Below are 20,469 nucleotides of genomic sequence, written 5' to 3'. Positions count from 1 at the left end.
GCGACGTTTGGTCGTTACTCAAATCTCCGGCCCGTGCTCCACCGGCACCGTGTCAGCGAGCAGTGCGGGTGACGGGTCGGCGATCGTCGGCATAGATGGCTTCGATTCTCGCCTTGATTTCGGCGGTGCCCATCACGCCGGGTCGCCGCAGCGTGCGAGGTGTGGACACGGAGAACGTCGGGTTCGTGGGTGTCGCCATGAGAAGTCTGCCTTCGTCGCTTTTTTGGGGTGCGCCGCCGCGAGCGGCCGCGTCGATGTATTCAGCAACCACGCATTTATGTGATCTGATTCACACGCAGTAGCGTTACGTCCCCACTACCCGCGTACGCCGGACCTGCGTGGCAACGATGCACCGGCTACCGGACAACGAGCGGCGCCGTACCCACGTGAGACCCGCCTTGGCGACGGCGCCGCCACTCTTCAGGAACCCCGCAGGTGGGAGGCATCGGCGCTCACCTCCATCGCCCGGGTCGTTAACGGGTCGGTGGTTCCATCAAGGAGGCGGATACCACGTGCGTTGGGATTCGGGCATCGGAGGCCGCGCATGCTCGGAGGCCCGCCTGCCACCGTGAGCGAGCTAGGCGAGCGGCTGAACTGTCAACCGGTGAGTGCCAGACAGGCAGCCGACATTGCCGAGCAGCGAGGCATCCGACTCCCGCACGTCACGTTCCCCGGCTATTGGCGGCACACACGGCCGACCGCAACGGCAGACGCTCGAGCGCTTCGCCGCGGTTCTGCCGATCCCCCTCGGCCAATTACAGCGGGCGGCGTGGAACGCAACCGCACGGCTCGGTCTCTACACACCCCTCCGAGGCATACCTTCTCGGCGATCGACAGCGCCGCGTCCTAGATGAACTGATCAAAGGCGATGGCCGAAGAAGTGAGTCGACTGGAGTACCAGCGAATACGAAACAGAACCACGGACGCGCGAGGGCGGGCCCACCACAGCGAACTGATCGAGCCGCACCGCCTCGGTGAAACGACGGTCAGCTACTCCCACCCCCTGTTCCACCGCTGCGGTTGATGTGACAGATCTCTGCGCCCCACGGGGCGATCACCATCCACCATGGCCGGCCCTGTCGACTGCACCTGGAACTAATGATGCTCCCGCTGCTCGTCGAAATTATCCAGCACGGTCAGGGCGGCCCACAGACCATCCGCCGCCAAGGCGATCGCCTGCAACGCACCGGATGAGGGTTGGCGCCGTTGGACTGTCTCCCTGAAGGACTCGAGGCGCGAGCGCGCATCGGGCAGAGCTGTATGCACAACGTGAAGATAGGGCTCTCGATGGTGGGCAGGATCCCACGTGAGTTTGTCGAATGCAGCCGAGAACCCCTCGATCAGCCCTGCTGCTTCGCACCGAAGCTGATCCGGAATGGGCGCCGTGGAACCTTCCAACCGATCCTCGGAGGCGGTGAGTGCCTCGACTGCGACCTCCAGCACTGACACCTGCAGCAACGTGTCGTCGAGAATCGTAGCTATCGGCTGGTACACCCGAGATCCCCCGACTCTGGCCCAGCCGACGCTGCGCATGTTGCCTCGCAGGCTTTCCCGACCCTCACTCAGTGCAGCGCCGGCGCCGGTCGACTTGTGCAGATCCCACACCCGTTGCCGCCCTCGATCACTATCGTGGCGCCCGGACCGTAGCCCGTGGGCAAGATCGGCGAGCAGGGCGGAGAGTTCCTCGGCACGTTGCAGAATCAGATCACGCGCCGTGGAGAGCCTGTCAGGAGGCAGGACGAGAGCGTTGACCGCGACACCGACGAGCACACCCACTGTGACGTCGAGGACACGATGAAACACCAGGGTGGCATCTGTTGCCGTGCCGTACAGCAACACCAACAGCGCGGTGATCGCCACCCACATCCCGTCCGGCGCCAGCCACCGGCTGCGGCCGAGGATCGTACCGACTGCGACCGCACCTGCGATGGCGGCGAGTTCGGGCAAGGTCTGTGTCGCCAGCGCGGCCACAAGCACACCGAGCACTACGACGGTGACCTGACGTGCGGCAGCGGCGACCGAACTGCGGACCGTGGTGCCGATGATGAACAGGGCGGCGTAGGGCGCGAGGAAGGCCTCGGGACTCTGCAGCACTCGATCGGCCAGCCACCACGCGATAAGCACCGCCACAGTGCATTTGACGGCCGACACCAACCCCGGCTGCTGGAGGGCACTGCGCAGCCAGGTACCCCATGCACCCGAACTCGGTCGCTGCGTCTGAATATCGGTCCGCGCGGGAAGAAACCATCTCATGTCAAACTCTCAGCAGGTACAGAAGTCATCAGCTCGGTGTCAACTCATTTCAGTTCGGTTCTGCACGGCAGACGTGCCACTCGTGTTCTCGGCCGGGCAGACTCGTTTGGGGTGCGCTTCGCGCCGCGCCCGGTCCCGGCCACGCTCCCCCTCCGGCGAGGAAAACAACGACGACTCGACCTCCCGGGAGGACTCCAAGATGCGCCACATCTCCGCGATGACAGTCGGTGGGCAGTCTGGTCCGCGGCGAGTCCTTGCGCCGGAGACCGGCCACGATGCTCGGCGCACGAGACAACAAACTTAAAATACCAATCGGTCTATTTTTCCGTGGTCAGATGCCCCCTGCTGAAGCCGGCGACAAGCGAGCGATCTCGAGGGACGCCGGCACGGTGACGGCGTCCACGTTCCCGGATCACGACCGGGCCGCCCGGGGGGCTCGTCGATGTCGATGCGGGATTCGGTGGCCCCGGCAGCGGTGGTGTTCCACCGCCAGGTGTCCGCAAACCAGGACTGCACCTGTTCCGGAGAGTCGACGACGGAATGGAAATAGGTCATGAGGTTCCTCCAGGGTGGGACCGACCCGAGAAACCCAAAAAGAAAGGCCGAGAATCGTAGCCGGTGACGGACACTGTCTGCCGGGCTGTGAACTCAACCTCTGCTCTACACGGTAACGCGCTTTTCCCAGTAAGCAAACCCACCGCCACGCCCACCGTCTGCTTCACGGCAAGATCGATGATCCCACCCTTCGAAGCCGAACAGGCCTATTTCCCATTCCTCCAACCCGCCGACAGAGCCGATCGGGTCACCGAGAGTCTCCAGTGGACCCGGGAGGCGACACCCCGAGCCGATCTGCCCGGCATCGACCCCGGCTCGATCGACATCGATGTCGACGCCGGGGTATTGACCCTGACCGCCCATCGAAGCCAGGCAGACGACGGTGTGCAGTGGTTGACATCGGAACGTTTCAGCGGCCGCTACCGGCGCCAGGTGTCGCTCGGAGAGAACATCGACGTCGCCCGCATTTCGGCGAGCTACGACAACGGTGTTCTCAGCGTAATCCTGCCGGTCACCGAACGAGCGAAACCGCGGCGCATCGAGATCACCCGCAGCGGCTCACCCGTCGCATGCGGTGACCGCACCCCCATCGAAGGCTGATACCACGCACCCGGGTTCGGTCCAGCGACACACCGCTGGACCGAACCCGATGCCGGACAAACGCATCCGACCCACTGCCCGTACTCTGAGGACCTGAAAGATGACTGCCACCACGACCGAGTTCCGACACGATCGCCACAATTCCGAGCCACACTCATCCTGGCCCACCAGGCCGCGTCGTCCTCTCGGCGAATACTGCAGTGACCTCTCGATCATGCTGGGCTCGCTGTCGAACGTGATGTTCTGGATGCTCGGATTCGGCATCCTGCTCGGTGCCGGCGCCATCGCTGCCGGAATCGCCGCCAACCGACACCCCGGGGTCGAAGGGAACGAGTCCAAGGGATTGGTAGCGCTCCTCGGCATGCTCACCGGGACTTTCGGAATCGCCGCCGGCGTCGTCTTCCTCGCCGCAGCGCTTCCCAACCTCTGACGTATACGCACGCCCCGAAGGTTGAGAACCAAGGAGGCCGTGCGCTCCTAGGGTGGTGGGTAATTATATGCATGCGCAGTGTGTCGACCTGATTGATAGCACCCTTCGGTGGCTGTTGCGGCTTTCAGGTGCGCTCCCTCGGGTCCAGTCCGTGAACTCGCGGACTGGCCCTAATTCTTCCTGCACTTCGGGCCGAACCGGGACTCCGCGAGTCGTCGATACGAGCTTGTGGGGGCCCGGTCCGCACCCCCTCGCTCATCGTCAGATGGCGCGCAGTGGTTCTGCCGACTGGCACTCCCGTGTATGGCGATTGCGATTCTGGGATTGCGCCTACTCGTCGCGGGGTATTTCGGTACTCACGTCGTCGTCGTGTCCGGACGCGATGACGGCCAGGCTCCCCGGTTCAGCCTGTAGCCGGCGGGGCCGCCGAAAAGTATCGGCGCCGGCGACTGAATGTCGAAGGCGAGCGGTGCACTACTCGCAGGAATTGCAGTCCGGGAGAGTCAGCAACGAGTCCTGCTCGAAGCACGAGGTGGAGGTCCGATGATCAATGTGATGTTGTTGGTGATTGTGCTCGCGGCCGGAATGGCCAGTGTATCTGGACTTCACCGCATCCGCCGGGGCGCGGCGAGTGAGTAGTTGCGACGAGCGTGCGGAACGGATCTCTGTCGTGGCGCGCGACCGGCAACTCACCATTGCGACCGCGGAATCATTGACTGGCGGGAGAATCTCCTCCGTTCTCGGTGCCGCGCCGTCGTCGTCCGAGTGGTATCGAGGCAGCATCGTGGCCTATGCCAGCTCGGTGAAACATGGATTACTGCAGGTTCCAGACGGCCCGGTTGTCAGCGAACCCAGTGCCCGCGCGATGGCGACATCAGTAGCGGAGTTGCTCGGCGCGGATCTTGCGGTGGCGGTCACCGGTGCCGGCGGACCCCAACCTCAGGACGGACAACCACCGGGGACCGTGTGGTTCGGGGTCTTTGTCGACGGTTCCGCTCGCACCGAGCTGCGGCACTTCGATGGAGATCCCGGCGACGTGGTGGAAGCGACTACCGCTCATGCCCTGTTCTTGCTCGAAGACGCACTGCGCTGATAAGTGCGGCGTTTCGGTCCCGAAGGCATGAGGAGTTGTCTTGATCCTACGAACCCGGGGCTATCCACCACAGGACGATACTTGGCTGTTCGCTGACACCCTGGCGGACCACCAGACGCGCAAACGCGTGTCCTCGACATCTGCACCGGTACCGGAGCGCTCACCGTTCGGGCAGCCGAGTTGGGGGGCCGGCAGCGTCACCGCGATCGACATCTCGCGCCGCGCGGTACTTACGTATCAACGCTCGCGTGCACGGGCACACGATCCGGTGTTACAGGGCAGCGTCACCGTGCCCGTCCGGGGCGAATGCTTCGACCTGGGGATCTCTCCCCCACCGTACGTGCCCTCTGAGGAAGACCGAATCCCCGGCTCCGGCATGGCGCGCGCCTGGGATGCCGGCACCCACAGGTTGCTCCTCGACCGAATTTGCACCCAGGCACCCGACGTCCCAGGTCATGCTCGAAGAGCAGGGTTTGAGGGTCGACGTCATCGCTCGGCGGGAGATTCCCTTCGGTCCCGTCCTGACCGCGCGTCGCCGCATGCTCGCGTCCCGCGGCATCATCACCGCGGATCAGCGCATCGAAGAGATCGTGGTGATCCGCGGCCGTCAGCATGCATAGACGCCGTCGTCGGAGCGTTACTCGGCGAGATCTACGAGGACGGGTCGCCGCGGCCGTGGCGACTACCCCGATACGCGCCGACCCGCACCCCGGCGAGCCATGCGGGGCGCAGCGCCAACCCCGGTGGACAGTGGAGTACCGGGTCGAAGGTGGGTTGCTCGTCGTCCGTCAGCTCCTGCACCCGTGTCAGCGTCACCTGCCCAGCCGGAACGGGCGACCCGGTCGCCGAGACCAGGTCCAAGCGGAACCGCAGCGGCGCGTCGGTGAGGGACTGCCTCAGCGAATCCAGTGAGGTCGTCGCTGGATGGGGTCCCACCGGGACGGCCAGCACCCATTGGGTGTCCGTTCCGTTCGACGAATAGGGCATCAGGCTGCTGTACCGGGCGCTGCTCCACCCCCGTGCGGGGAGCGGGAGAATCCGAGTCACCGCCGAGGTGCCTGAGCTGGCCAGCAGAAGATCCCATTCGGTGTCGGGCGGATCGAGCGGGATCTTCAACGCCAGCCCGAGCACGTCCGGTACTCCCGACGGAGTTCCCACTCCCCCGGACAGTCTCGCCACCACGTCGATCGGTGTTCCGGTCTTCAGCGTCCACCAGGGGGAGCCGAGTTCGATATGCCCCGTTGCGACCAGGCCACGCGGATGGAAAACCCGGACGCCGCCCCGCATCGCGGCGGCCACCCGGAACGGCATCCCCACAAACAGCGTCCGTGCGGTATCGAGGGTCCGCTCCGCCAGATGCATGGTTCGCTGCCGTCCGTCCGCGCTCACACCCCCTACTTCAGGACGGCGTCGACAGTCTTCTTCAATGCCGACGGTTGGGATGGAGACCTCGGCGCCTTCTCCTTCAATTCCAGCAACCTCGCGCCGATTTCCTGGAGTTGTTTACGTCCCAGCTGTTCTCGCACCTTCGGGAACCACTCCTGCTCTTCTTCTTCGATGTGGTGCTCGACGCTCTCGATCAGCACGGTGGTCTTCGCGTCAAACCGCTCGTCGTCGGGTTTCATCGCTGCCAGCTCGACGACCAGCACGTCCGCGACGTGGTGCTCTTCGTAGGATTCGAGGATGTCGTCCTCGAGATCCGGGACGAGTTCACGCACCTTCGGATACATCCCCTCGTTTTCGATATAGGTATGCACCGTCAGCGCTTCGATGATCTTGTTCACGATGCGACCCTTCTCCACCTCGGCGTTCGGTCCCGCACCGCGGAAATCCCGGAACAATTTCCGGATCTCCTTGTGGTCGTTCTTCAGAAGCACGATCGCATCAGTCGACATGGGTACCTCACACATGGGAATCGGATGGAAAAGGACGGGCGGTGACGTCCTCTACGCATTACCCACCAACACCACGCGCTAACACGGGCCTGAGATCCGCATCCCGCTGCGCCGCGACCTGACCACCTCCGCCGGGACGCCGACGGACAGAACTCATGCGCACCCCTGCCTGCAACGACCGGTGCCGCAGCGGGTCCACACGGTGACTGGCACCCAGTGCCGTGGCTGTTTCACGGTGGGATGCAGTGGTACCACTCGGCAACAGACATTCGAGTTCCTACCCTCCGAGAAAGGCACTCCCATGACTCGACCGGCTACGTCACCAACGACGCGCTCACCACTCCAACTCGCCTCCCAGGGCGATGGTCAGTTGGTCAACGTCGAGCTGGCAGGACGCGACCTTCAGCGACCCACGCCGGTGCCGTCTCATCCCAGGGCGGGGCCGATCCGACCGGATGAGGGCCCGTGGGCCTGCTGGACCTGCTGGAGTTCGGCGTTGATGCGTCGGGCCTCGGCGAGTTGGTCTTCGAGGATGATGATGCGGCACGCGGAATCGAGTGCGGTGCCCTGGTCGATCAGTTCGCGGGCTCGCGCGGCGAGACGCAGCTGGTATCGGGAGTAGCGGCGATGGCCGCCCTCCGAGCGTCCGGGGGTGAGCAGCTTCGCGGCGTCGAGGCTGCGCAGGAATGCCTGCGTCACGCCGAGGATCTCGGCGGCATGACCCATGCTGTAGGCCGGGTAGTCCTCGTCGTCGAACTTCCCGGCAGGGTCACGGTCGGGCGAATCTTCCTGAATGGGGGTGACACCTTTCAACGGACAGGGCCCCCGGCGCCGTGAGGCACCGGGGGCCGGAGCGGGATTCACTTCCTTATTTACTGCACTTCTTCCGGCCGTCGGGCTCTTCGTGCCGCCCGGCAGCCGCCGGATGTGCCGGGGCCTTACACACTCACATCAACCCTCACCCAGCACATCCTGGTCTAGCGGTACTTCTCGGCGGGCAGTTCATCCTCTCCCGCACCTCGTGAACTCTTTCCTTGCGACAAGAGGAACTCTACAACGGCGACATCGCAATGTCTACAGTCTTCACTACAGATATTTCGGAGATGCAAGGTTTCATGTCGACGGGCCACCTCTCCACCCGCGGGGGCGGAGCGGCGACCGCGCACATTCACTCGCGAACGTACCGGGAGTGAGAAAATCTGGGTTCTGGTTGATCTCCGCGCACCGGCCGCCGTGGACTGGCCGCCCTCTCGTACCGGCCGAGGATTCGCTCGACGGCGATGTCGCCGGCACAATTCTCTTCGCCTTCCGCTCGAGACGGTCGAACGGTCGCCCGTCGCGAAGGCACCACCGGGGTGGCCGGCGCGGTTGTCCCGCCGCGCCGCCACCGAGTCCAAACCACCGCCCTCCGCATCCCGCGGGACTCGGTCGAGCCACCAAACATGCTGCGAGAATCGCTGATTCATACCGGCCGCTCGGGCGGTTCGGGCTGCAATTCGGGAGAAAATGTGCCCAACCGGGAAAGGTATATCCAGTCTGGCGTTCGACCGGGCCTCAGCCGGATAAGTGCACCTGTCAGTGGTGCCATCGCACCGGACTCACCCACAACCCGGCCGCGGGTGGGCGCCGCGGCGGGGTACCGCGCACGACGACCTGGATGTGGACCGGGGTGGCAGGCTGGGTCGGAGCCCGCGGCGATCGGGGAGGCCGGACACCGGGTTCGGCCGCTGCGCGGTCGGTGACTGCCCGGTCGTGGGCGGCGCGGTGTGCGGGGTCGCGCAGCAGAGTGTAGGCGGAAAGGATGCGCTGGAGGCGTTCGTCCGCCGCCGGGTCGGGGGTTTGGTGGTGGGTGCGGGTGTCGGGGTGGTGTTCACGCAGCAACCGCCGGAAGGCACTGGCAATGTCAGCCTGGGACGCCGACGAGGAAAGGCCCAGCACCCGATATGGATCCCGCCCGGTGGCCATCACCTCACCCCTTTCGTGTGATGCGCAGGAGAAAGGTGGTTCCGGGCGTTCGGGGTGCCGGAACCACCAGGACGGGGCGGGCCCGAACCACAGGAAGGTCCGCCCGCGCTTTTCCTGATTCTCCAGATGTCTGGGTTGGGCACTCCCCGCCCGGAACGGCCGACGAAGACCCCGTCCGCCACTGATGGCCGTGCGCCCCGGTCCATCCGACACAACCACCACGGATTGTTGTCGGGTGCGCGGTCGGCGCCGTCGTATGGTCTTTTCGTTGATCGGCGGCATCGGGCGGCGTGCCCGGGGTTCGGCGCGCCGCGCGCGAAGGATTGACAGGTGAAGGAGGCGGCAGCGGTCGAACCCCGTGAGCTGGGTGCACTCGTCTGATTCATCACCCCTTTTCCGAATTGCATCACATACGAAACATACTCTTGCGGAGGGACTTTCCGGATGTCGGTGGCGAACGCTGTGTGGCCCGGATCTCCGGGACCGGAGGAGCCGACACCGTCCACCCCATCGAAGCGGGAGGGGATGGCCGCGGCGGACCGGCCGGCGCATTCGCCAACCGAGCGAGCAGGACCACGGCCTGCGGCGTCAGCGCGTCGGCGAGGATGTGATCCGAATCGGCCTCGAGCACTGCGTAGTCGCGCTCGTGCCACGGCCACACCACTTGGCGTTCGCTGCGCTCCGGAATTACGGTGGCGTTCAACTCGGTGACCATGTTCGCCAATGTCATCGACAGTTCACCCCCTCCCGAGCCTTGTCACCTCGGTCGAGCGTTGACGGTCTCCCTGTCGACCGTGCCTCAGGCGTTGACCGCATTCTTCTCCGAATGCCCACTACTGATTTCGATCTTGCGGGGCTTGGCCTTCTCGGCGACCGGAATCGTCAACCGCAGCACCCCGGCGTCGTAATTCGCCTCGATCTTGTCCGCATCGAGGTTCTCCCCCAGGAACAACTGCCGGCTGAACACCCCGCGCGGACGCTCGGCTGCAACCATCTCTCGGTTCTCGTCGAGCGCGGACCGTTCGGCGCGCACCGTCAGAGTATTCTTGTCGACGTCCAGATCCAGCGAGTCGGCATTGACACCGGGTAGATCGAACTCCACCACGAACCGGTCCTGTTCGCGCCAGGCGTCCATCGGCATCACCGCCGGACGGGCCGCGGTGCCGAGGAACTGCTGCGTCAGACGGTCGAGGTCGCGGAACGGATCCGTACGCATCAACATCGTGTCCACCTCCTGAAACCCTCTTCATTCCACCAGGTAAACTCCAGCAGATGCTGTAGGTTTGGTATAGCATCTGTCGTAGACCATGACAAGAGGTTGTGCGAGAAAATTCCCGATCGGAGCAAAAGTGCCCGAAAAATCCGAGCGGTACGACTCCGAATCACCGTCGCTGCGCGGTGTTTACGGCATTTCGGTAGCCGCAGAGCTGTCCGGGTTCGGGGTCGCGGCGCTGCGCCTGTACGAGGACTACGGGCTGATCACCCCGGGCCGCACCGACGGCGGCACCCGCCGCTACAGCGACTACGACCTGGCCCGGCTTCGGCGCATCGCCGAACTCATCGAGGCCGGCGTCAACCTCGTCGGTATCGGCCGGGTTCTCGACCTCGAGCACCGCACGGACGAACTCGAACGCCACAACCGCCGCCTGCAAGCCGACAACGCGCAACTGCGCGCCGAGCAGGATCCCGTGACCAGTACAGACCACACTGGTGCCTCCCGTGCCCCCGAGGTCGACGCTGACGAGGACCGGTCCGCGAGTGATGCGGCGCAGCCCGGAAGGCCCCGACGGCGGTCAGCCTCCGGGCAGAATCCCCGCCTGCGGGCCGGCCCCACCCGCACCCACAGCGCCGGCGAACGCGAACACCACTAACGCACCCGGCACACCGTTTCGGCACCGGCGTGCCGGGACACTCGTCAACGCGGGCATGACCGGTTACGGGCGGCGAGTCTGCTCGCTCACCGTATGTGTGCCGCAGCAGGCGATGTGCGCCGGAGATTGCTGTGACAGCTGTCGCGCCACCACCTCAGCTCCGTTCGGTCCCGGGCCGAGATAGTGACTGTGCCAGGTGCTCATCTCGCCGAACCGGCACCGGTCCGTGCGCGGGGCACCAGATCGCACCAGGCGCTGGTTCCGCCGCGAATATGGGGGTGCGGATAGCACAGGGCCAGGCCCTGCTCGTCGAAGGCGGTGAACCACTCGTTCCAGGACAGGTGCTCGAGTCCGGATGTGACACCGAGGAAGTCGATCCGCAGAGCACCCGTCGCATCGCGTGCCGGTGCGCCGCGATGGGCCTGAATCCACCGGCGGATCTCGTCGTGTGCGGTGGTGATGCGGGGTGAAGTTGTCATCGTCATCGACCTCCTCGCTGCTGGGGATCGCATCCGATCGCGGGGATGGCGGGTGCCGGTCCGCCCCGCGGTTCCGCTCCGCGGCCGTCTCAGGTGTCCTCGCGGCGGGCGAAGCACTCGGTGGCCGGGGTGAAACCGGGTTGGGCGAGCATGTCGATGTCGGCGCAGCCGGCCTCGCCGAACACCAGCGAGTCGGTATGCCAGACCAGGCTGACGTTCTCGCAGCCGTGCTCGAGGATCAGGTATTCGTAGTTCTTCAGCGCCACCAGTATTTCATCTGTCATCGTCACCGCCCCCGACCATATGTGCGGGCGTCCACCGCCCGCGCCTGTCCGAGCGGTTACATTCTGCCACAAACCTCGTGCATCTGGGGGAGAAAATCTCGCCCTCGGCGGTGCGAGGCGGCGAGTGGCTGCCTGGGCGGCTACCGCACCGCCGGCCTTGGGTTGACCCCACCCACGCGTTGCACGGGGCGGTAGCCAGCACCGTCGTAGGTCCTCCCGCGGCAGGAGAAAACATCCTGCAATTGCGGCATATTTTCTTGACGCTGGTTGTTGTACGGAGCGAAAATTGAACTGTCAACGGGAGGGTTTCGGCGGTGCGCCGAGGGTGCGCCCGGGGTGTAAGGAGGGAGTTGTGGCACGGGCGGTCGGGATCGATCTCGGCACCACGAACTCGGTGGTGTGCGTGCTGGAGGGGCGGCGACCCGGTGGTGGTCGCGTCCTGACTGTGACCATCCCAAGCGTGACAGCGCAAAGCCGCGGTTGCGGATTTTGCCGGTCGCACCGGCAGATCGAATCCCCAATATTTGACCGGTCCGACACTCCCATCCGCACCGGCGGGATCGCCCCGCTCTTTACGCGCTGACCAGGCCCAATGGAGCATCATAGACGTCACCACGGTGGTCGGGTGTTCCGCGAAAGAGAAAGAGTTCTTCGATGAAGCATCGCGCCGGCGCCGCCGACCCCTCGGACATCAGTGCGTACGTGGTCGCGGTCGCGGTCGCACTGAACACCGAAACGATGCGCCGATGGGACACGGTCACGTTCGACGCACTGGTGGTGCTACCGAAGCAGTTCCGGTACTACAGCGGACGCCGCATCCTGGTCGCTTGGAATCACCATTTCGGTTGGTCATTGGGCATCGAGGGCCAGCGCATCGACCGCATCCTGATCATCACCGGACTCGGAGTCGGGTCACACCCTCAGCCCGAGCGTATCGGCGACCGAACGGACGAACTCATCGCCGACCTGCTGCACCTTGAATGCCGAACCCCGGAGGCCTTTCCGGTCCCCACGCTCGTCCACTGGATCGGTGAGGATGCCGCCGCTCCCGAACCGCGGGAGCGGTAACGATCGAACCGGCGAGGCCGGAACAGGCCTGCCTGGCTGATCTCCCACCCGGGATCTACACGGAATCCCCCGCTGCTTCACCGCCCGGTTCGCGCTTCGACAGGCGATCAGTGGTGCAGTCCTGCATGAACTTGCGGGCAACTTGGTTGAGTTTGGTGTTCGTGCGCTGGGAAATCTGCTTGAGATGCCGAAACGCCTGATCGCTGGTGAACCCGTGAACGGCCATCAGCACACCCTTGGCTTGATCGATCTCCGCCCGCGAGACCAACGCAGTCGCGAGTTGTTCGGCGTGCGTGCTGGCATGCTGCCAACCCCGCGCATTGCCGATCGCGGCCGACGCTGCGGTAGTCAACAACCGCAGCAATCGCTCGTCGAACGGGTCGAATGCCTCGACACGGTAGCTGTAGACGTTGAACGCTCCCACTACATCGCCGGGATCTCGATCATCGAGCAGAACCGGTACCGACAGACACGCCCGAATTCCGGCGTTCTCTGCGGCGATGGTGAATTCGGGAAACCGGTCGCGATCTGCGCCCGCCACTCGGACCGGACGCAATGACGTCGCGGCCTGCAGGCCCGGGCCCCGCCCAGCGGCGTACTGGCATTCGTCGAGGGCGATTACTGCGTCGTCGGTCGAGGCAACGGTGCGCGGAACCCCGTCTTCGAGTTGCGTGACGCTGACCGCATCCGCATCGGCAACCGCCACAAGGGCGGTTTTCGCGAGCCGACCCAGCACCGTCTCGAGATTCTGCGTCGCCGCCTCACCCCGCAGTGCTGCCACCCCCTCGATGACGACGTCCAATGCATTGGTCGCCGACATGTCACCAACTAGCTCGGCGGCCATCTCACATACCTCTTTCAGACGCCATCTCACATACCTCTTTCAGGGATTGTGCTCATGACTAACCAATTGAAAGCGCGGTAACGGCGCCCGCCGGTTGGCTGTACTCGAAATCCCTGATCCTGCATCGCCGTCAGGAACGGTCGTCGGCGGTCCGATCCCGCAGATCGCGCCGCGCGTCGGCGAGTTGTTCTTCGAGCGAGACGATGCGGCACGCGGCTTCCACGGCGGTGCCGTTACTGACCAGCTCGCGTACGCGGGAGACGAGGCGGAGTTGGTTCCGCGAATACCGGCGATGCCCACCCGGAGAACGTTGCGCCACCACCAAACCCATGTCGTCGAGACTGCGGAGAAAGGCGGCGGTGACACCGAGGGTGTCGACGGCGCGGCCCATGCTGAACGCCGGATAGTCGTCATTGTCGAGTTCGTTCCTCGATGTTTCACGGTCAGGGTTCTCGTCCACGAATACCTCGGTGCTTCTTCATGGTCGGGGCGGGACTGCGCGCCTGCGGTACCGGGGTCCCGCCCGCGTTCACCACGGTGTCAGCGGCCGCCGGTACCCCGACATTCGATGCACAGCTTTCAGATCTCGTGAGTTACGCAACACCTGCCTCTCGACTCGAGACCCCGCGCCTACGGGTGAACAGTCTCATTCGTCAGATGCGGGTTCCGGGTACGGAACCCGCATCTGGAAGAGTTCCGCTCCCGTCGGTGTCTTGTCGGGGCGGCCCCCGGAGGGGTCGTCTCCGCCGATCTGCGGTCAATATTATGCCGATGACTGGAGGAAGTCTACAGTCAGCACTACAGAAATTTCGTGCCACTGCCATCGAAGCCCGAATCGCCGACGTGCCCGCGACCGACGACGACGCCGCGGTAGTGGCGACCCTGATCCAGGGTCTGTCGTCACCGCCCACCGCGCTCCTCCGGGGCTACACCCCCAGCCCGGTGGATACGCACGCGGCGTACTGGCGCGCCGCCCGCGACGGAATCGACGGGCACGGCATCGACCCGGTCTCCGGGCATCTGGTCCCAGCCACCGACCCGATCCTGCGCCTGCTCGACCATCTTCGCCCCGCCCTGGGTCGCACCAGCGACTACCACCGGGCGCACCAGGCCCACCAGCGGTCCTCGCCCGCGGCACCGGCGCCATCCAGCAACGCCGCACCTTCGGAACAGGCACACCGCCGGACCCGCTCGACATAACGGACCACCCTCGCCCACCAATCTGCACATCAGAGTTGGGTTATTTTTATTGCCCCGGAGCATATTCGACTGTCGGCGCTCCCCGTGGCGGTGGTGCGGCCGAGCTACCGTCCCGATCCCGGTTTGGCGAGGACCTTGTGTGCGGCCGCCTCGACCGCGTCCGGCGTGGCGGCGCCGAGCGTAGCCATCACCTTCGACAGCACGGAACTGGCGACCACCTTCCGCTCGCCCCGCCACATCGCGTCGTACCCCTGCTTCGCGACCGCGGCGGGATCATCCTTCGGGCCCTGCCCCAGCGCCGTGTCGCCCAATCTCGCCCGCGCGAAGAAGTGGGTGTCCGTCGGCCCGGGCATCAGCGCGGTGATGGTGACGCACCGGTGCCCGTCAGTTCGCTGTGCAACGCCTCGCTGAACGACTCCACGAAGGACTTCGAGGCGTTGTACACCGCCTGGTAGGGGCCGGGCATCGTCGACGCCACCGACGAGGTGACGAGCACCTTGCCCACGCCCCGTCGCGTCATGTCGTCGAAAACCAATTTGGCCAGGTGCACGGTGGAGCGGACGTCGAGGTGGACGACGGCGAGCGTGTCGGCGAGCGGGTATCGACGAATGAACCACCGCGTCCCACACCGGCATTGAGAACCGCCGCGGCCAGAGGCCTGCCGTCCTCCCCGACGGCCGCGTACACCGTGGTCACGCACTCCTCGGTCTTCAGGTCGGCGCGCACGGGAATGATCGTCGCTCCCGTGCAGGCGAGGTCAGCGACCGCGGAGTCGAGTGCGTCGGAGTCCGCCACCACGACGAGGTCGTACCCGTCCTGCACGAACAGCTTCGCCGGTTCCAGACCGATGCCGTGCGAAGCGCCGGTGACGAGGGCCAGTGGTCGCGGTGCCTGCGTGGTGTCCGGTTTTTCGGTCACGTCCCCTGCCTTTCGTCGGATTCCGGTCGCGGACTCGAGTACCCCGACGGCCCACCCGTACACCCCGCCACCCTCTCGAGGAGTGTGCGGCTGCCGTAGCCCCCACGCCGTCGCTCGTCGCCCAAGAATTGGCGATGACCTTGCGCATCCAACTCGGTGGTCCCTGGGCCGTCGTGGCCGTGCGCACCACGGACCACGAACGCACATTTCCGGCCTTCGCGATCGGCCTGCGGCCGCAGGGCTGGGAGAGGCAGGATGGGAACGGATACGTGCCGCAACGTTGGGGAGGACACCAGGATGAGCAGGGCCTACGGCTACACCTCCTACGGCGGTCCCGAGACCGAGACCTGGTTCGACCGGCCGGAGCCGGCCCCGGGTCCCAGCGAGCTGGTGATCCGGGTCAAGGCCATCGGGGTCAATCCGATCGACTACAAGATCCGCAGCGGAGCGATGGCCGACCCGCAAGCCACCCCGGCCTTCCCCCTGGTTCTCGGTGTCGAAGCGTCGGGTGTCGTGGTGGCGGTCGGATCCGACGTCACCGGGTTCTCCGAGGGCGACGCGGTGATGGGCAGGTCCGCACCGGAGCACGGTAGCTACGCCGAGCACGCGGTGCTGCTCGCCGAGGCGACCGCGCACAAGCCCCCGCAGCTGAGTTTCTTGCAGGCGGCGGCGCTTCCGGTGGCTGGCGGGACCGCCTGGGAGGTGCTGGAGCGACTCGACATCGTCGAGGGCCAGACGCTGCTGATCAACGGCATCGGTGGCGGGGTCGGCGTGATGGGGGCACAGCTGGCGCGGGACCGTGGTGCCGCGGTCTTCGGTGTCGGGAGCGCGGCCAAGCGGCCGCTGGTGGAGAGTCTCGGAGCGACGCTGGTGCCGTACGACAGTGGCGACGTCGTCGAGCAGATGCGGGAACTGCTCCCCGGTGGTGTCGATGCCATCCTGGACCTTGTCGGCGGCGGACCCCTGCGGCAGGTCGCCATTTTGATCACCAACCCTGCCCGCATCGTCTCCATCGTCGATCCCGGTGTCGACGAAATCGGTGGCACGTTCCTGGTATCGGGCACCGCAGGGGTTCCCAGCGTCGCCCGCCTGGTCGCCGAGGGCAAGGTCGACCCCAAGATCTTGCAGACCTACCCCTTCGATGAAGCGCCGCAAGCCCTGCGCGCGATGGAGTCCGGGCACGTGCTCGGTAAGATCGTGATCGACCTGGAACAGACCACGCGGGCGTGACCCGGCGAGGGACACGGCCCGATTTCGCGGTGAAAGATTCTGATTGACAACAGCGTTGAGGTGGGCAGGTTCTGGTCGGACGTTCATGATGCCGATGACAAGTCGAGCAGCGGCATCCGACGCCAGGCTGCTGATCAGAGCCGGGACGCGGTCGATTGTGCTCCGTCGATGGGCCGGGCAGGCACTCCATGAGCGTGCATGTCGCGAGCGCGTTTCATGGCCGAGAATGCGCCGGATCCTGCTGTCGTGTGGAGGGTCACGAAGGGAACCCAGGAATTCGGATAACACACCGTTGGCCATCCGGGATCAGGTGGACGCGGACCAGGCCGATTACCGTTCCGGAGCATCATATTCAGAGTTTGCTGCCTTCTGAGATGACATGCCGCATTGCTCACACGAGGTCACGGGGTACCGTGCGGTCCCATTCGTGGGTGGCGACGCACTGGCCGCCCTCATACGCGCGTAGCTCGGCTTGGATGCGGAAGTTTTCCGCGGTGGACGTCAATACGGTGCGGGTGGTCGTCGACGCTTTCCAGTCTTCCCGCTCGAAGGTGACCGTCCACTCCGTTTCACCGCGAACCGACCCGAAGTCGTCACCAACCCAGCTGTAGCGCTCGTACGCCCGTCGCGCGACCTCGAGTCCGCTGTTGTCGAAACGGATGACGCCGAGGTCCTTGACGACCTCGAGAGCGGAGATATAGCGCACCAGGTCCCGTGAGACGGTCCAGTGCTCTTCACCGGGCACGAGTTGCGTCATCGGGATCGGTTGAGCCCCTTCCGGATCGTCGAACGGACGCAACGGCAATTCATCGCGATTGATGGTCGGGCGGAGGGGCAGGACGAGTCTGCTCGAGCCGGTGAATACCGACAGCCGCACCGGCTCCGGCGGCGGCCATACCAGTGGCCAGTAGGAAGTCGAGAGGGCAACCCGGAGGCGATGCCCTGCTGGCAGGGCCTGTGCCATGGCGTTGAGTTGCACACTGACCGTGTAATGGTCTCCAGGAACTAGCGGTTCGGGGTCCTCGTGGCTCTTTCGGTGGGTCAGGTTCAGTAGGCCGTAGCTGATGCGGGTTGCTCGGCCGTCGGGTGCGACGTCCGAGAGGCGCGCTGCAACCATCGCGACCTGCTTGCTCGCGGCGAGCTCGAGCTCGACTGTGGGAGAGCCGAGAATTTCGTAGCGGTCGGTGAACTCGTCGGTGTCGAAAACCAGTGAGCCACCGTCCTCCTCGCGCTGATCGTAGGGCAGGTCTGGAGGGGCGTTGTATGAGCACCATTTTCCGGCGAACTGGCCGACCGACAGTGGTGATTCGATCGCGAGTTCCTCGACCCCTACCTTCTCCCCTGGATTGCCCACACGGTTGCGTTCGAGGGGATGTTCGCTGCAGTGGATGTCGGGTGAGGGCCAGCTCGGCTCGCCCACCCAACGGCCGGGTCGATCCTCGTATGCGGTGAGTGGCGGAACGGTCTCCTGCATCCAGATCCGCAGCATCGGCTCGTCCATGACGTCGTTGGGGACATCCTTGAGCCAGTGATCCCACCAGCGAACCACTTCTTGGAGGAAACCGATCGCGGGACCCGGCTCTCCCAGATGCGGATACTTGTGCGACCAGGGTCCGATCAGCCCCTTGCGCGGTCCGTCGAGGTGGGCGAGCAGCCGGAACACGGAGTTGGTGTAGCCGTCGGCCCACCCACTGACCGCGAGGACCGGACAGGTCACCGCAGAATAGTCTTCACAAATCGAACCGTGCCGCCAGAAGTCGTCGCGCCGCTGGTGACGCAGCCAGTCCTCGATCCACAGCCCACTCCCGGTCAGCCGCTGGTGCCACATCTGCCGCCACCGGTCCCCCACCACGGCCGGGTCCGGTGGACACGAGTTGTACGCGAACATCGTCGACGCCCACGACAGGTTGTCCGAAAGGAGGCATCCGCCCATGTAGTGCACATCATCGGTGTAGCGGTCATCGGTGGAACTCACTGTCACGATCGCGTCGAGTTCGGGTGGGCGGCGGGCCGCCACCTGCAGCGCATTGAACCCACCCCAGGAGATGCCCATCATCCCGCACCGACCCGTGCACCACGGTTGCTCGGCAAGCCACGCCAGCACATCCTCGGCGTCGGTCAGTTCCTGTTCCAGATATTCACCGGTGAGAATCCCTTCCGAGTTCCCGCTGCCCCGCAAGTCCACCCGCACCCCGGCATAGCCGTGCCCGGCGAGGTAGGGATGGTGGATCGAGTCCCGCCGAGCCGTGAGGTCACCCTGTCGGTACGGAATCATCTCCAGGATCGCCGGAACCGGCGCCGTGTCGGACCGCTCGGGACGCCAGATGCGCGCGGCCAGCCGGACTCCGTCGCGCATCGGGATCCAGACGTGCCGGTCCTCACGGACGATGGACGGAAACACGGTCACCGTGCGCATCAGCCGACCGCCTCGAACTCGAAGGGCAACGCCGCTTCCACACGTGCGAATTTGCGGGTCAACGCCACCTCGTTGGACGCCCCGATGTAGACGCGGCCTAATTCGAAGCTGTAACTGTCCTGCCCGCGCAGGTCCGACAGCCGGTCCCCCGCATGGACGGCAATATCGATCAAGGTCCCGGGCACCACTGCCTCGATCGCGTCGATTTCGTCCCGGCGTGGACTTCGACGGACGATGCCGTCGGTGTAGCGACGAAGAAAGAACTTGCCCGCTACTGCGAAAGAACCTTTGCCACTCGGGTGTTCGGGGTCTCTGTCGAGCGCCAGCCGCAACGCCACTTGATGGTTGGCGGCCCCGTCCACGTCCTCGAACAGCGTCGCATGCGACTGTGAGTGCCGCGGATTGATCTCCAGCAACATGACCGTGTCTGTGACTGTGTCCCAGAAGAACTCGACGTTGAACGTCATCCGCTCGAGTCCGATAGCCTCGACGACACGGCGCGTGATATGCGCCAGACGGATGCAGACGGAATCGGGTAGCGACGAAGGGTACTGATAGCGAAGGAAACTCGGGCAGGTGGCTGCCCGCACCGAGTCGACCACCCCGTAGACGACGACTTCGCCACGGTAGCGGAACCCCTCCACCGTCACCTGCCGCCCCGCCGCAGCCTCTTCTGCCACGCAGAAGCTGCCACCGACACCGGCGATCTCGGGTGGGAGCTCGACCCGGGCAAGGAGCGCATCGAACGGGTCACCGACCCAGCCGATCCCTTCGCGGATCTTGCCCAACGCCTGACGGAACTCGTCGACGTTGGTGACCCTAAAGGCCAGTAGGGAGGAAAAGGACTTCACCGGCTTGATCCACATCGGAAAATGCACGTTCGCTGGTGGTTCGCGGTCGTTGGACGGGTCGACGAGCCCGAACCGCGGGTACTCCTCGATCACACGTTGTTGGATGATCCGGCTCCAGTACTTGTGCTCACACATCACCACTTCCTCGACGGAGGCTGTGGCGAGCCCACACCAATTGCGCAAGAGTGGCAGCATCGCACTGACCGGGAAATCCCAGAATCCGATGATCGCATCAACCGATCCGGAGAAGGAATCGAGTTGGCACTGCGCTGAGCTCAGCAGGTCATCGAATGCGATGCGTTCGCCGAACATCTCCTCCCACGACAGCAAGGAATGAAACCGGCACCCTCGCGCGTCCGGCATCCGCTCCAGGATCCGCTTGTTGTGCTGATCCAGTCCCAGGACAAACACGTTCTCGGGCATACCTCACCCTCCCTGCCGGCGCCCTCGATAACGCCAGACCCGCAATCAGTCCAGCCGCTGGGAACGCGGCACAGACACATATCGGGCGCCTGGT

The 20,469-nt window shown here is 65.1% G+C and carries 22 protein-coding genes and 2 pseudogenes; 9 read left to right on the top strand and 15 right to left on the bottom strand.

Features of this window, described 5'->3' with window-relative positions:
• Positions 1-52 precede the first annotated feature (52 nt).
• Positions 53-199, bottom strand: a complete 147-nt coding sequence (locus ACLIVD_RS16895; protein ID WP_283331757.1) for a hypothetical protein — start codon at positions 197-199, stop codon at positions 53-55.
• Positions 200-1,095: 896 nt separating this feature from the next.
• On the bottom strand, positions 1,096-2,253 hold the full coding sequence (locus tag ACLIVD_RS16890; protein WP_491932732.1) for an FUSC family protein: 1,158 nt from the start codon (positions 2,251-2,253) through the stop codon (positions 1,096-1,098).
• A 732-nt stretch (positions 2,254-2,985) separates the two neighbouring features.
• Between ACLIVD_RS16890 and ACLIVD_RS16885 the strand changes: the two genes are divergently transcribed.
• From ACLIVD_RS16885 to ACLIVD_RS16870, 4 genes are all read left to right on the top strand, one after another.
• Positions 2,986-3,408 carry an Hsp20/alpha crystallin family protein gene (locus ACLIVD_RS16885; RefSeq protein ID WP_283331758.1) on the top strand — a complete coding sequence of 141 codons (423 nt, stop codon included), beginning with the start codon at positions 2,986-2,988 and terminating at the stop codon, positions 3,406-3,408.
• Between the two features lie 100 nt (positions 3,409-3,508).
• The gene (locus tag ACLIVD_RS16880) at positions 3,509-3,838 is read left to right on the top strand and encodes a hypothetical protein (protein ID WP_283331759.1); all 330 of its coding nucleotides are present in this window, start codon (positions 3,509-3,511) and stop codon (positions 3,836-3,838) included.
• A gap of 631 nt (positions 3,839-4,469) precedes the next feature.
• Positions 4,470-4,931 (top strand): CinA family protein, encoded by a 462-nt coding sequence (locus ACLIVD_RS16875; protein ID WP_280783834.1) that lies wholly within the window; start codon positions 4,470-4,472, stop codon positions 4,929-4,931.
• 455 nt (positions 4,932-5,386) lie between these two features.
• On the top strand, positions 5,387-5,551 hold the full coding sequence (locus ACLIVD_RS16870) for a hypothetical protein (RefSeq protein WP_491932731.1): 165 nt from the start codon (positions 5,387-5,389) through the stop codon (positions 5,549-5,551).
• A gap of 31 nt (positions 5,552-5,582) precedes the next feature.
• Here ACLIVD_RS16870 and ACLIVD_RS16865 read toward each other — a convergent pair whose 3' ends face one another.
• The 6 genes from ACLIVD_RS16865 to ACLIVD_RS16840 form a co-directional block, all read right to left on the bottom strand.
• Positions 5,583-6,293 carry a hypothetical protein gene (locus tag ACLIVD_RS16865; RefSeq protein ID WP_280783835.1) on the bottom strand — a complete coding sequence of 237 codons (711 nt, stop codon included), beginning with the start codon at positions 6,291-6,293 and terminating at the stop codon, positions 5,583-5,585.
• A 32-nt stretch (positions 6,294-6,325) separates the two neighbouring features.
• Entirely contained in the window at positions 6,326-6,826 is a 501-nt protein-coding gene (locus ACLIVD_RS16860) for a hemerythrin domain-containing protein (protein ID WP_283331761.1), read from the bottom strand.
• A 426-nt stretch (positions 6,827-7,252) separates the two neighbouring features.
• A complete protein-coding gene (locus ACLIVD_RS16855; RefSeq protein WP_283331762.1) occupies positions 7,253-7,639 on the bottom strand; it encodes a MerR family transcriptional regulator in 387 nt (128 codons plus the stop codon).
• Between the two features lie 762 nt (positions 7,640-8,401).
• A complete protein-coding gene (locus ACLIVD_RS16850; RefSeq protein ID WP_283331763.1) occupies positions 8,402-8,791 on the bottom strand; it encodes a J domain-containing protein in 390 nt (129 codons plus the stop codon).
• Positions 8,792-9,197: 406 nt separating this feature from the next.
• Positions 9,198-9,521: a hypothetical protein gene (locus ACLIVD_RS16845; protein ID WP_491932730.1), complete on the bottom strand. Its 324-nt coding sequence runs from the start codon at positions 9,519-9,521 to the stop codon at positions 9,198-9,200.
• Positions 9,522-9,590: 69 nt separating this feature from the next.
• A complete protein-coding gene (locus tag ACLIVD_RS16840; RefSeq protein WP_491932729.1) occupies positions 9,591-10,013 on the bottom strand; it encodes an Hsp20/alpha crystallin family protein in 423 nt (140 codons plus the stop codon).
• Between the two features lie 127 nt (positions 10,014-10,140).
• On the opposite strand from ACLIVD_RS16840, the gene ACLIVD_RS16835 reads away from it, so the two are divergent.
• Positions 10,141-10,662 (top strand): MerR family transcriptional regulator, encoded by a 522-nt coding sequence (locus ACLIVD_RS16835; RefSeq protein ID WP_280783732.1) that lies wholly within the window; start codon positions 10,141-10,143, stop codon positions 10,660-10,662.
• Between the two features lie 200 nt (positions 10,663-10,862).
• Here ACLIVD_RS16835 and ACLIVD_RS16830 read toward each other — a convergent pair whose 3' ends face one another.
• Complete coding sequence (locus tag ACLIVD_RS16830) at positions 10,863-11,141, bottom strand: hypothetical protein (protein WP_491932727.1); 279 nt, start codon at positions 11,139-11,141, stop codon at positions 10,863-10,865.
• Between the two features lie 89 nt (positions 11,142-11,230).
• On the bottom strand, positions 11,231-11,425 hold the full coding sequence (locus tag ACLIVD_RS16825; RefSeq protein WP_491932726.1) for a hypothetical protein: 195 nt from the start codon (positions 11,423-11,425) through the stop codon (positions 11,231-11,233).
• 352 nt (positions 11,426-11,777) lie between these two features.
• Here ACLIVD_RS16825 and ACLIVD_RS16820 point away from each other — a divergent pair.
• A pseudogene (locus ACLIVD_RS16820) lies at positions 11,778-11,865 on the top strand (Hsp70 family protein); the annotation flags it as partial.
• A gap of 214 nt (positions 11,866-12,079) precedes the next feature.
• Entirely contained in the window at positions 12,080-12,493 is a 414-nt protein-coding gene (locus tag ACLIVD_RS16815; RefSeq protein WP_477955036.1) for a DUF6292 family protein, read from the top strand.
• Between the two features lie 55 nt (positions 12,494-12,548).
• Here ACLIVD_RS16815 and ACLIVD_RS16810 read toward each other — a convergent pair whose 3' ends face one another.
• Positions 12,549-13,313, bottom strand: coding sequence for an ANTAR domain-containing protein (locus ACLIVD_RS16810; RefSeq protein ID WP_491932725.1), 765 nt, complete (start codon positions 13,311-13,313; stop codon positions 12,549-12,551).
• 154 nt (positions 13,314-13,467) lie between these two features.
• On the bottom strand, positions 13,468-13,797 hold the full coding sequence (locus ACLIVD_RS16805) for a helix-turn-helix domain-containing protein (protein ID WP_283331770.1): 330 nt from the start codon (positions 13,795-13,797) through the stop codon (positions 13,468-13,470).
• A 383-nt stretch (positions 13,798-14,180) separates the two neighbouring features.
• Here ACLIVD_RS16805 and ACLIVD_RS16800 point away from each other — a divergent pair, with 383 nt between their 5' ends.
• Entirely contained in the window at positions 14,181-14,537 is a 357-nt protein-coding gene (locus ACLIVD_RS16800; RefSeq protein ID WP_280783738.1) for a glutamate--cysteine ligase family protein, read from the top strand.
• A gap of 104 nt (positions 14,538-14,641) precedes the next feature.
• On the opposite strand, the pseudogene ACLIVD_RS16795 reads toward ACLIVD_RS16800, so the two are convergent.
• Positions 14,642-15,455, bottom strand: a pseudogene (locus ACLIVD_RS16795) (SDR family NAD(P)-dependent oxidoreductase).
• Positions 15,456-15,752: 297 nt separating this feature from the next.
• On the opposite strand from ACLIVD_RS16795, the gene ACLIVD_RS16790 reads away from it, so the two are divergent.
• On the top strand, positions 15,753-16,685 hold the full coding sequence (locus tag ACLIVD_RS16790; protein WP_283354487.1) for an NADP-dependent oxidoreductase: 933 nt from the start codon (positions 15,753-15,755) through the stop codon (positions 16,683-16,685).
• 391 nt (positions 16,686-17,076) lie between these two features.
• Here the strand turns inward: ACLIVD_RS16790 and ACLIVD_RS16785 are convergent, their stop codons facing one another.
• Complete coding sequence (locus ACLIVD_RS16785) at positions 17,077-19,101, bottom strand: CocE/NonD family hydrolase (RefSeq protein WP_491932724.1); 2,025 nt, start codon at positions 19,099-19,101, stop codon at positions 17,077-17,079.
• Positions 19,101-20,375 (bottom strand): ATP-grasp domain-containing protein, encoded by a 1,275-nt coding sequence (locus tag ACLIVD_RS16780; protein ID WP_491932723.1) that lies wholly within the window; start codon positions 20,373-20,375, stop codon positions 19,101-19,103. Before ACLIVD_RS16780 ends, ACLIVD_RS16785 begins: the two co-directional genes overlap by 1 nt.
• Between the last annotated feature and the right edge of the window lie 94 nt (positions 20,376-20,469).

The organism is Rhodococcus sp. G6(2025) (genome assembly GCF_058628105.1).
Note: the sequence above shows the minus strand (reverse complement) of the source record. Positions and strands in the feature narration are given on the sequence as shown.

What these genes read in the sequence shown, in the direction of transcription:
- ACLIVD_RS16895 (WP_283331757.1), bottom strand. Translation starts at nt 199, where the DNA reads ATGGCGACACCCACGAACCCGACGTTCTCCGTGTCCACACCTCGCACG.
- ACLIVD_RS16890 (WP_491932732.1), bottom strand. Translation starts at nt 2,253, where the DNA reads ATGAGATGGTTTCTTCCCGCGCGGACCGATATTCAGACGCAGCGACCG.
- ACLIVD_RS16885 (WP_283331758.1), top strand. Translation starts at nt 2,986, where the DNA reads ATGATCCCACCCTTCGAAGCCGAACAGGCCTATTTCCCATTCCTCCAA.
- ACLIVD_RS16880 (WP_283331759.1), top strand. Translation starts at nt 3,509, where the DNA reads ATGACTGCCACCACGACCGAGTTCCGACACGATCGCCACAATTCCGAG.
- ACLIVD_RS16870 (WP_491932731.1), top strand. Translation starts at nt 5,387, where the DNA reads ATGCTCGAAGAGCAGGGTTTGAGGGTCGACGTCATCGCTCGGCGGGAG.
- ACLIVD_RS16865 (WP_280783835.1), bottom strand. Translation starts at nt 6,293, where the DNA reads ATGCATCTGGCGGAGCGGACCCTCGATACCGCACGGACGCTGTTTGTG.
- ACLIVD_RS16860 (WP_283331761.1), bottom strand. Translation starts at nt 6,826, where the DNA reads ATGTCGACTGATGCGATCGTGCTTCTGAAGAACGACCACAAGGAGATC.
- ACLIVD_RS16850 (WP_283331763.1), bottom strand. Translation starts at nt 8,791, where the DNA reads ATGGCCACCGGGCGGGATCCATATCGGGTGCTGGGCCTTTCCTCGTCG.
- ACLIVD_RS16845 (WP_491932730.1), bottom strand. Translation starts at nt 9,521, where the DNA reads ATGACATTGGCGAACATGGTCACCGAGTTGAACGCCACCGTAATTCCG.
- ACLIVD_RS16840 (WP_491932729.1), bottom strand. Translation starts at nt 10,013, where the DNA reads ATGTTGATGCGTACGGATCCGTTCCGCGACCTCGACCGTCTGACGCAG.
- ACLIVD_RS16830 (WP_491932727.1), bottom strand. Translation starts at nt 11,141, where the DNA reads ATGACAACTTCACCCCGCATCACCACCGCACACGACGAGATCCGCCGG.
- ACLIVD_RS16825 (WP_491932726.1), bottom strand. Translation starts at nt 11,425, where the DNA reads ATGACAGATGAAATACTGGTGGCGCTGAAGAACTACGAATACCTGATC.
- ACLIVD_RS16815 (WP_477955036.1), top strand. Translation starts at nt 12,080, where the DNA reads ATGAAGCATCGCGCCGGCGCCGCCGACCCCTCGGACATCAGTGCGTAC.
- ACLIVD_RS16810 (WP_491932725.1), bottom strand. Translation starts at nt 13,313, where the DNA reads ATGTCGGCGACCAATGCATTGGACGTCGTCATCGAGGGGGTGGCAGCA.
- ACLIVD_RS16790 (WP_283354487.1), top strand. Translation starts at nt 15,753, where the DNA reads ATGAGCAGGGCCTACGGCTACACCTCCTACGGCGGTCCCGAGACCGAG.
- ACLIVD_RS16785 (WP_491932724.1), bottom strand. Translation starts at nt 19,101, where the DNA reads ATGCGCACGGTGACCGTGTTTCCGTCCATCGTCCGTGAGGACCGGCAC.
- ACLIVD_RS16780 (WP_491932723.1), bottom strand. Translation starts at nt 20,375, where the DNA reads ATGCCCGAGAACGTGTTTGTCCTGGGACTGGATCAGCACAACAAGCGG.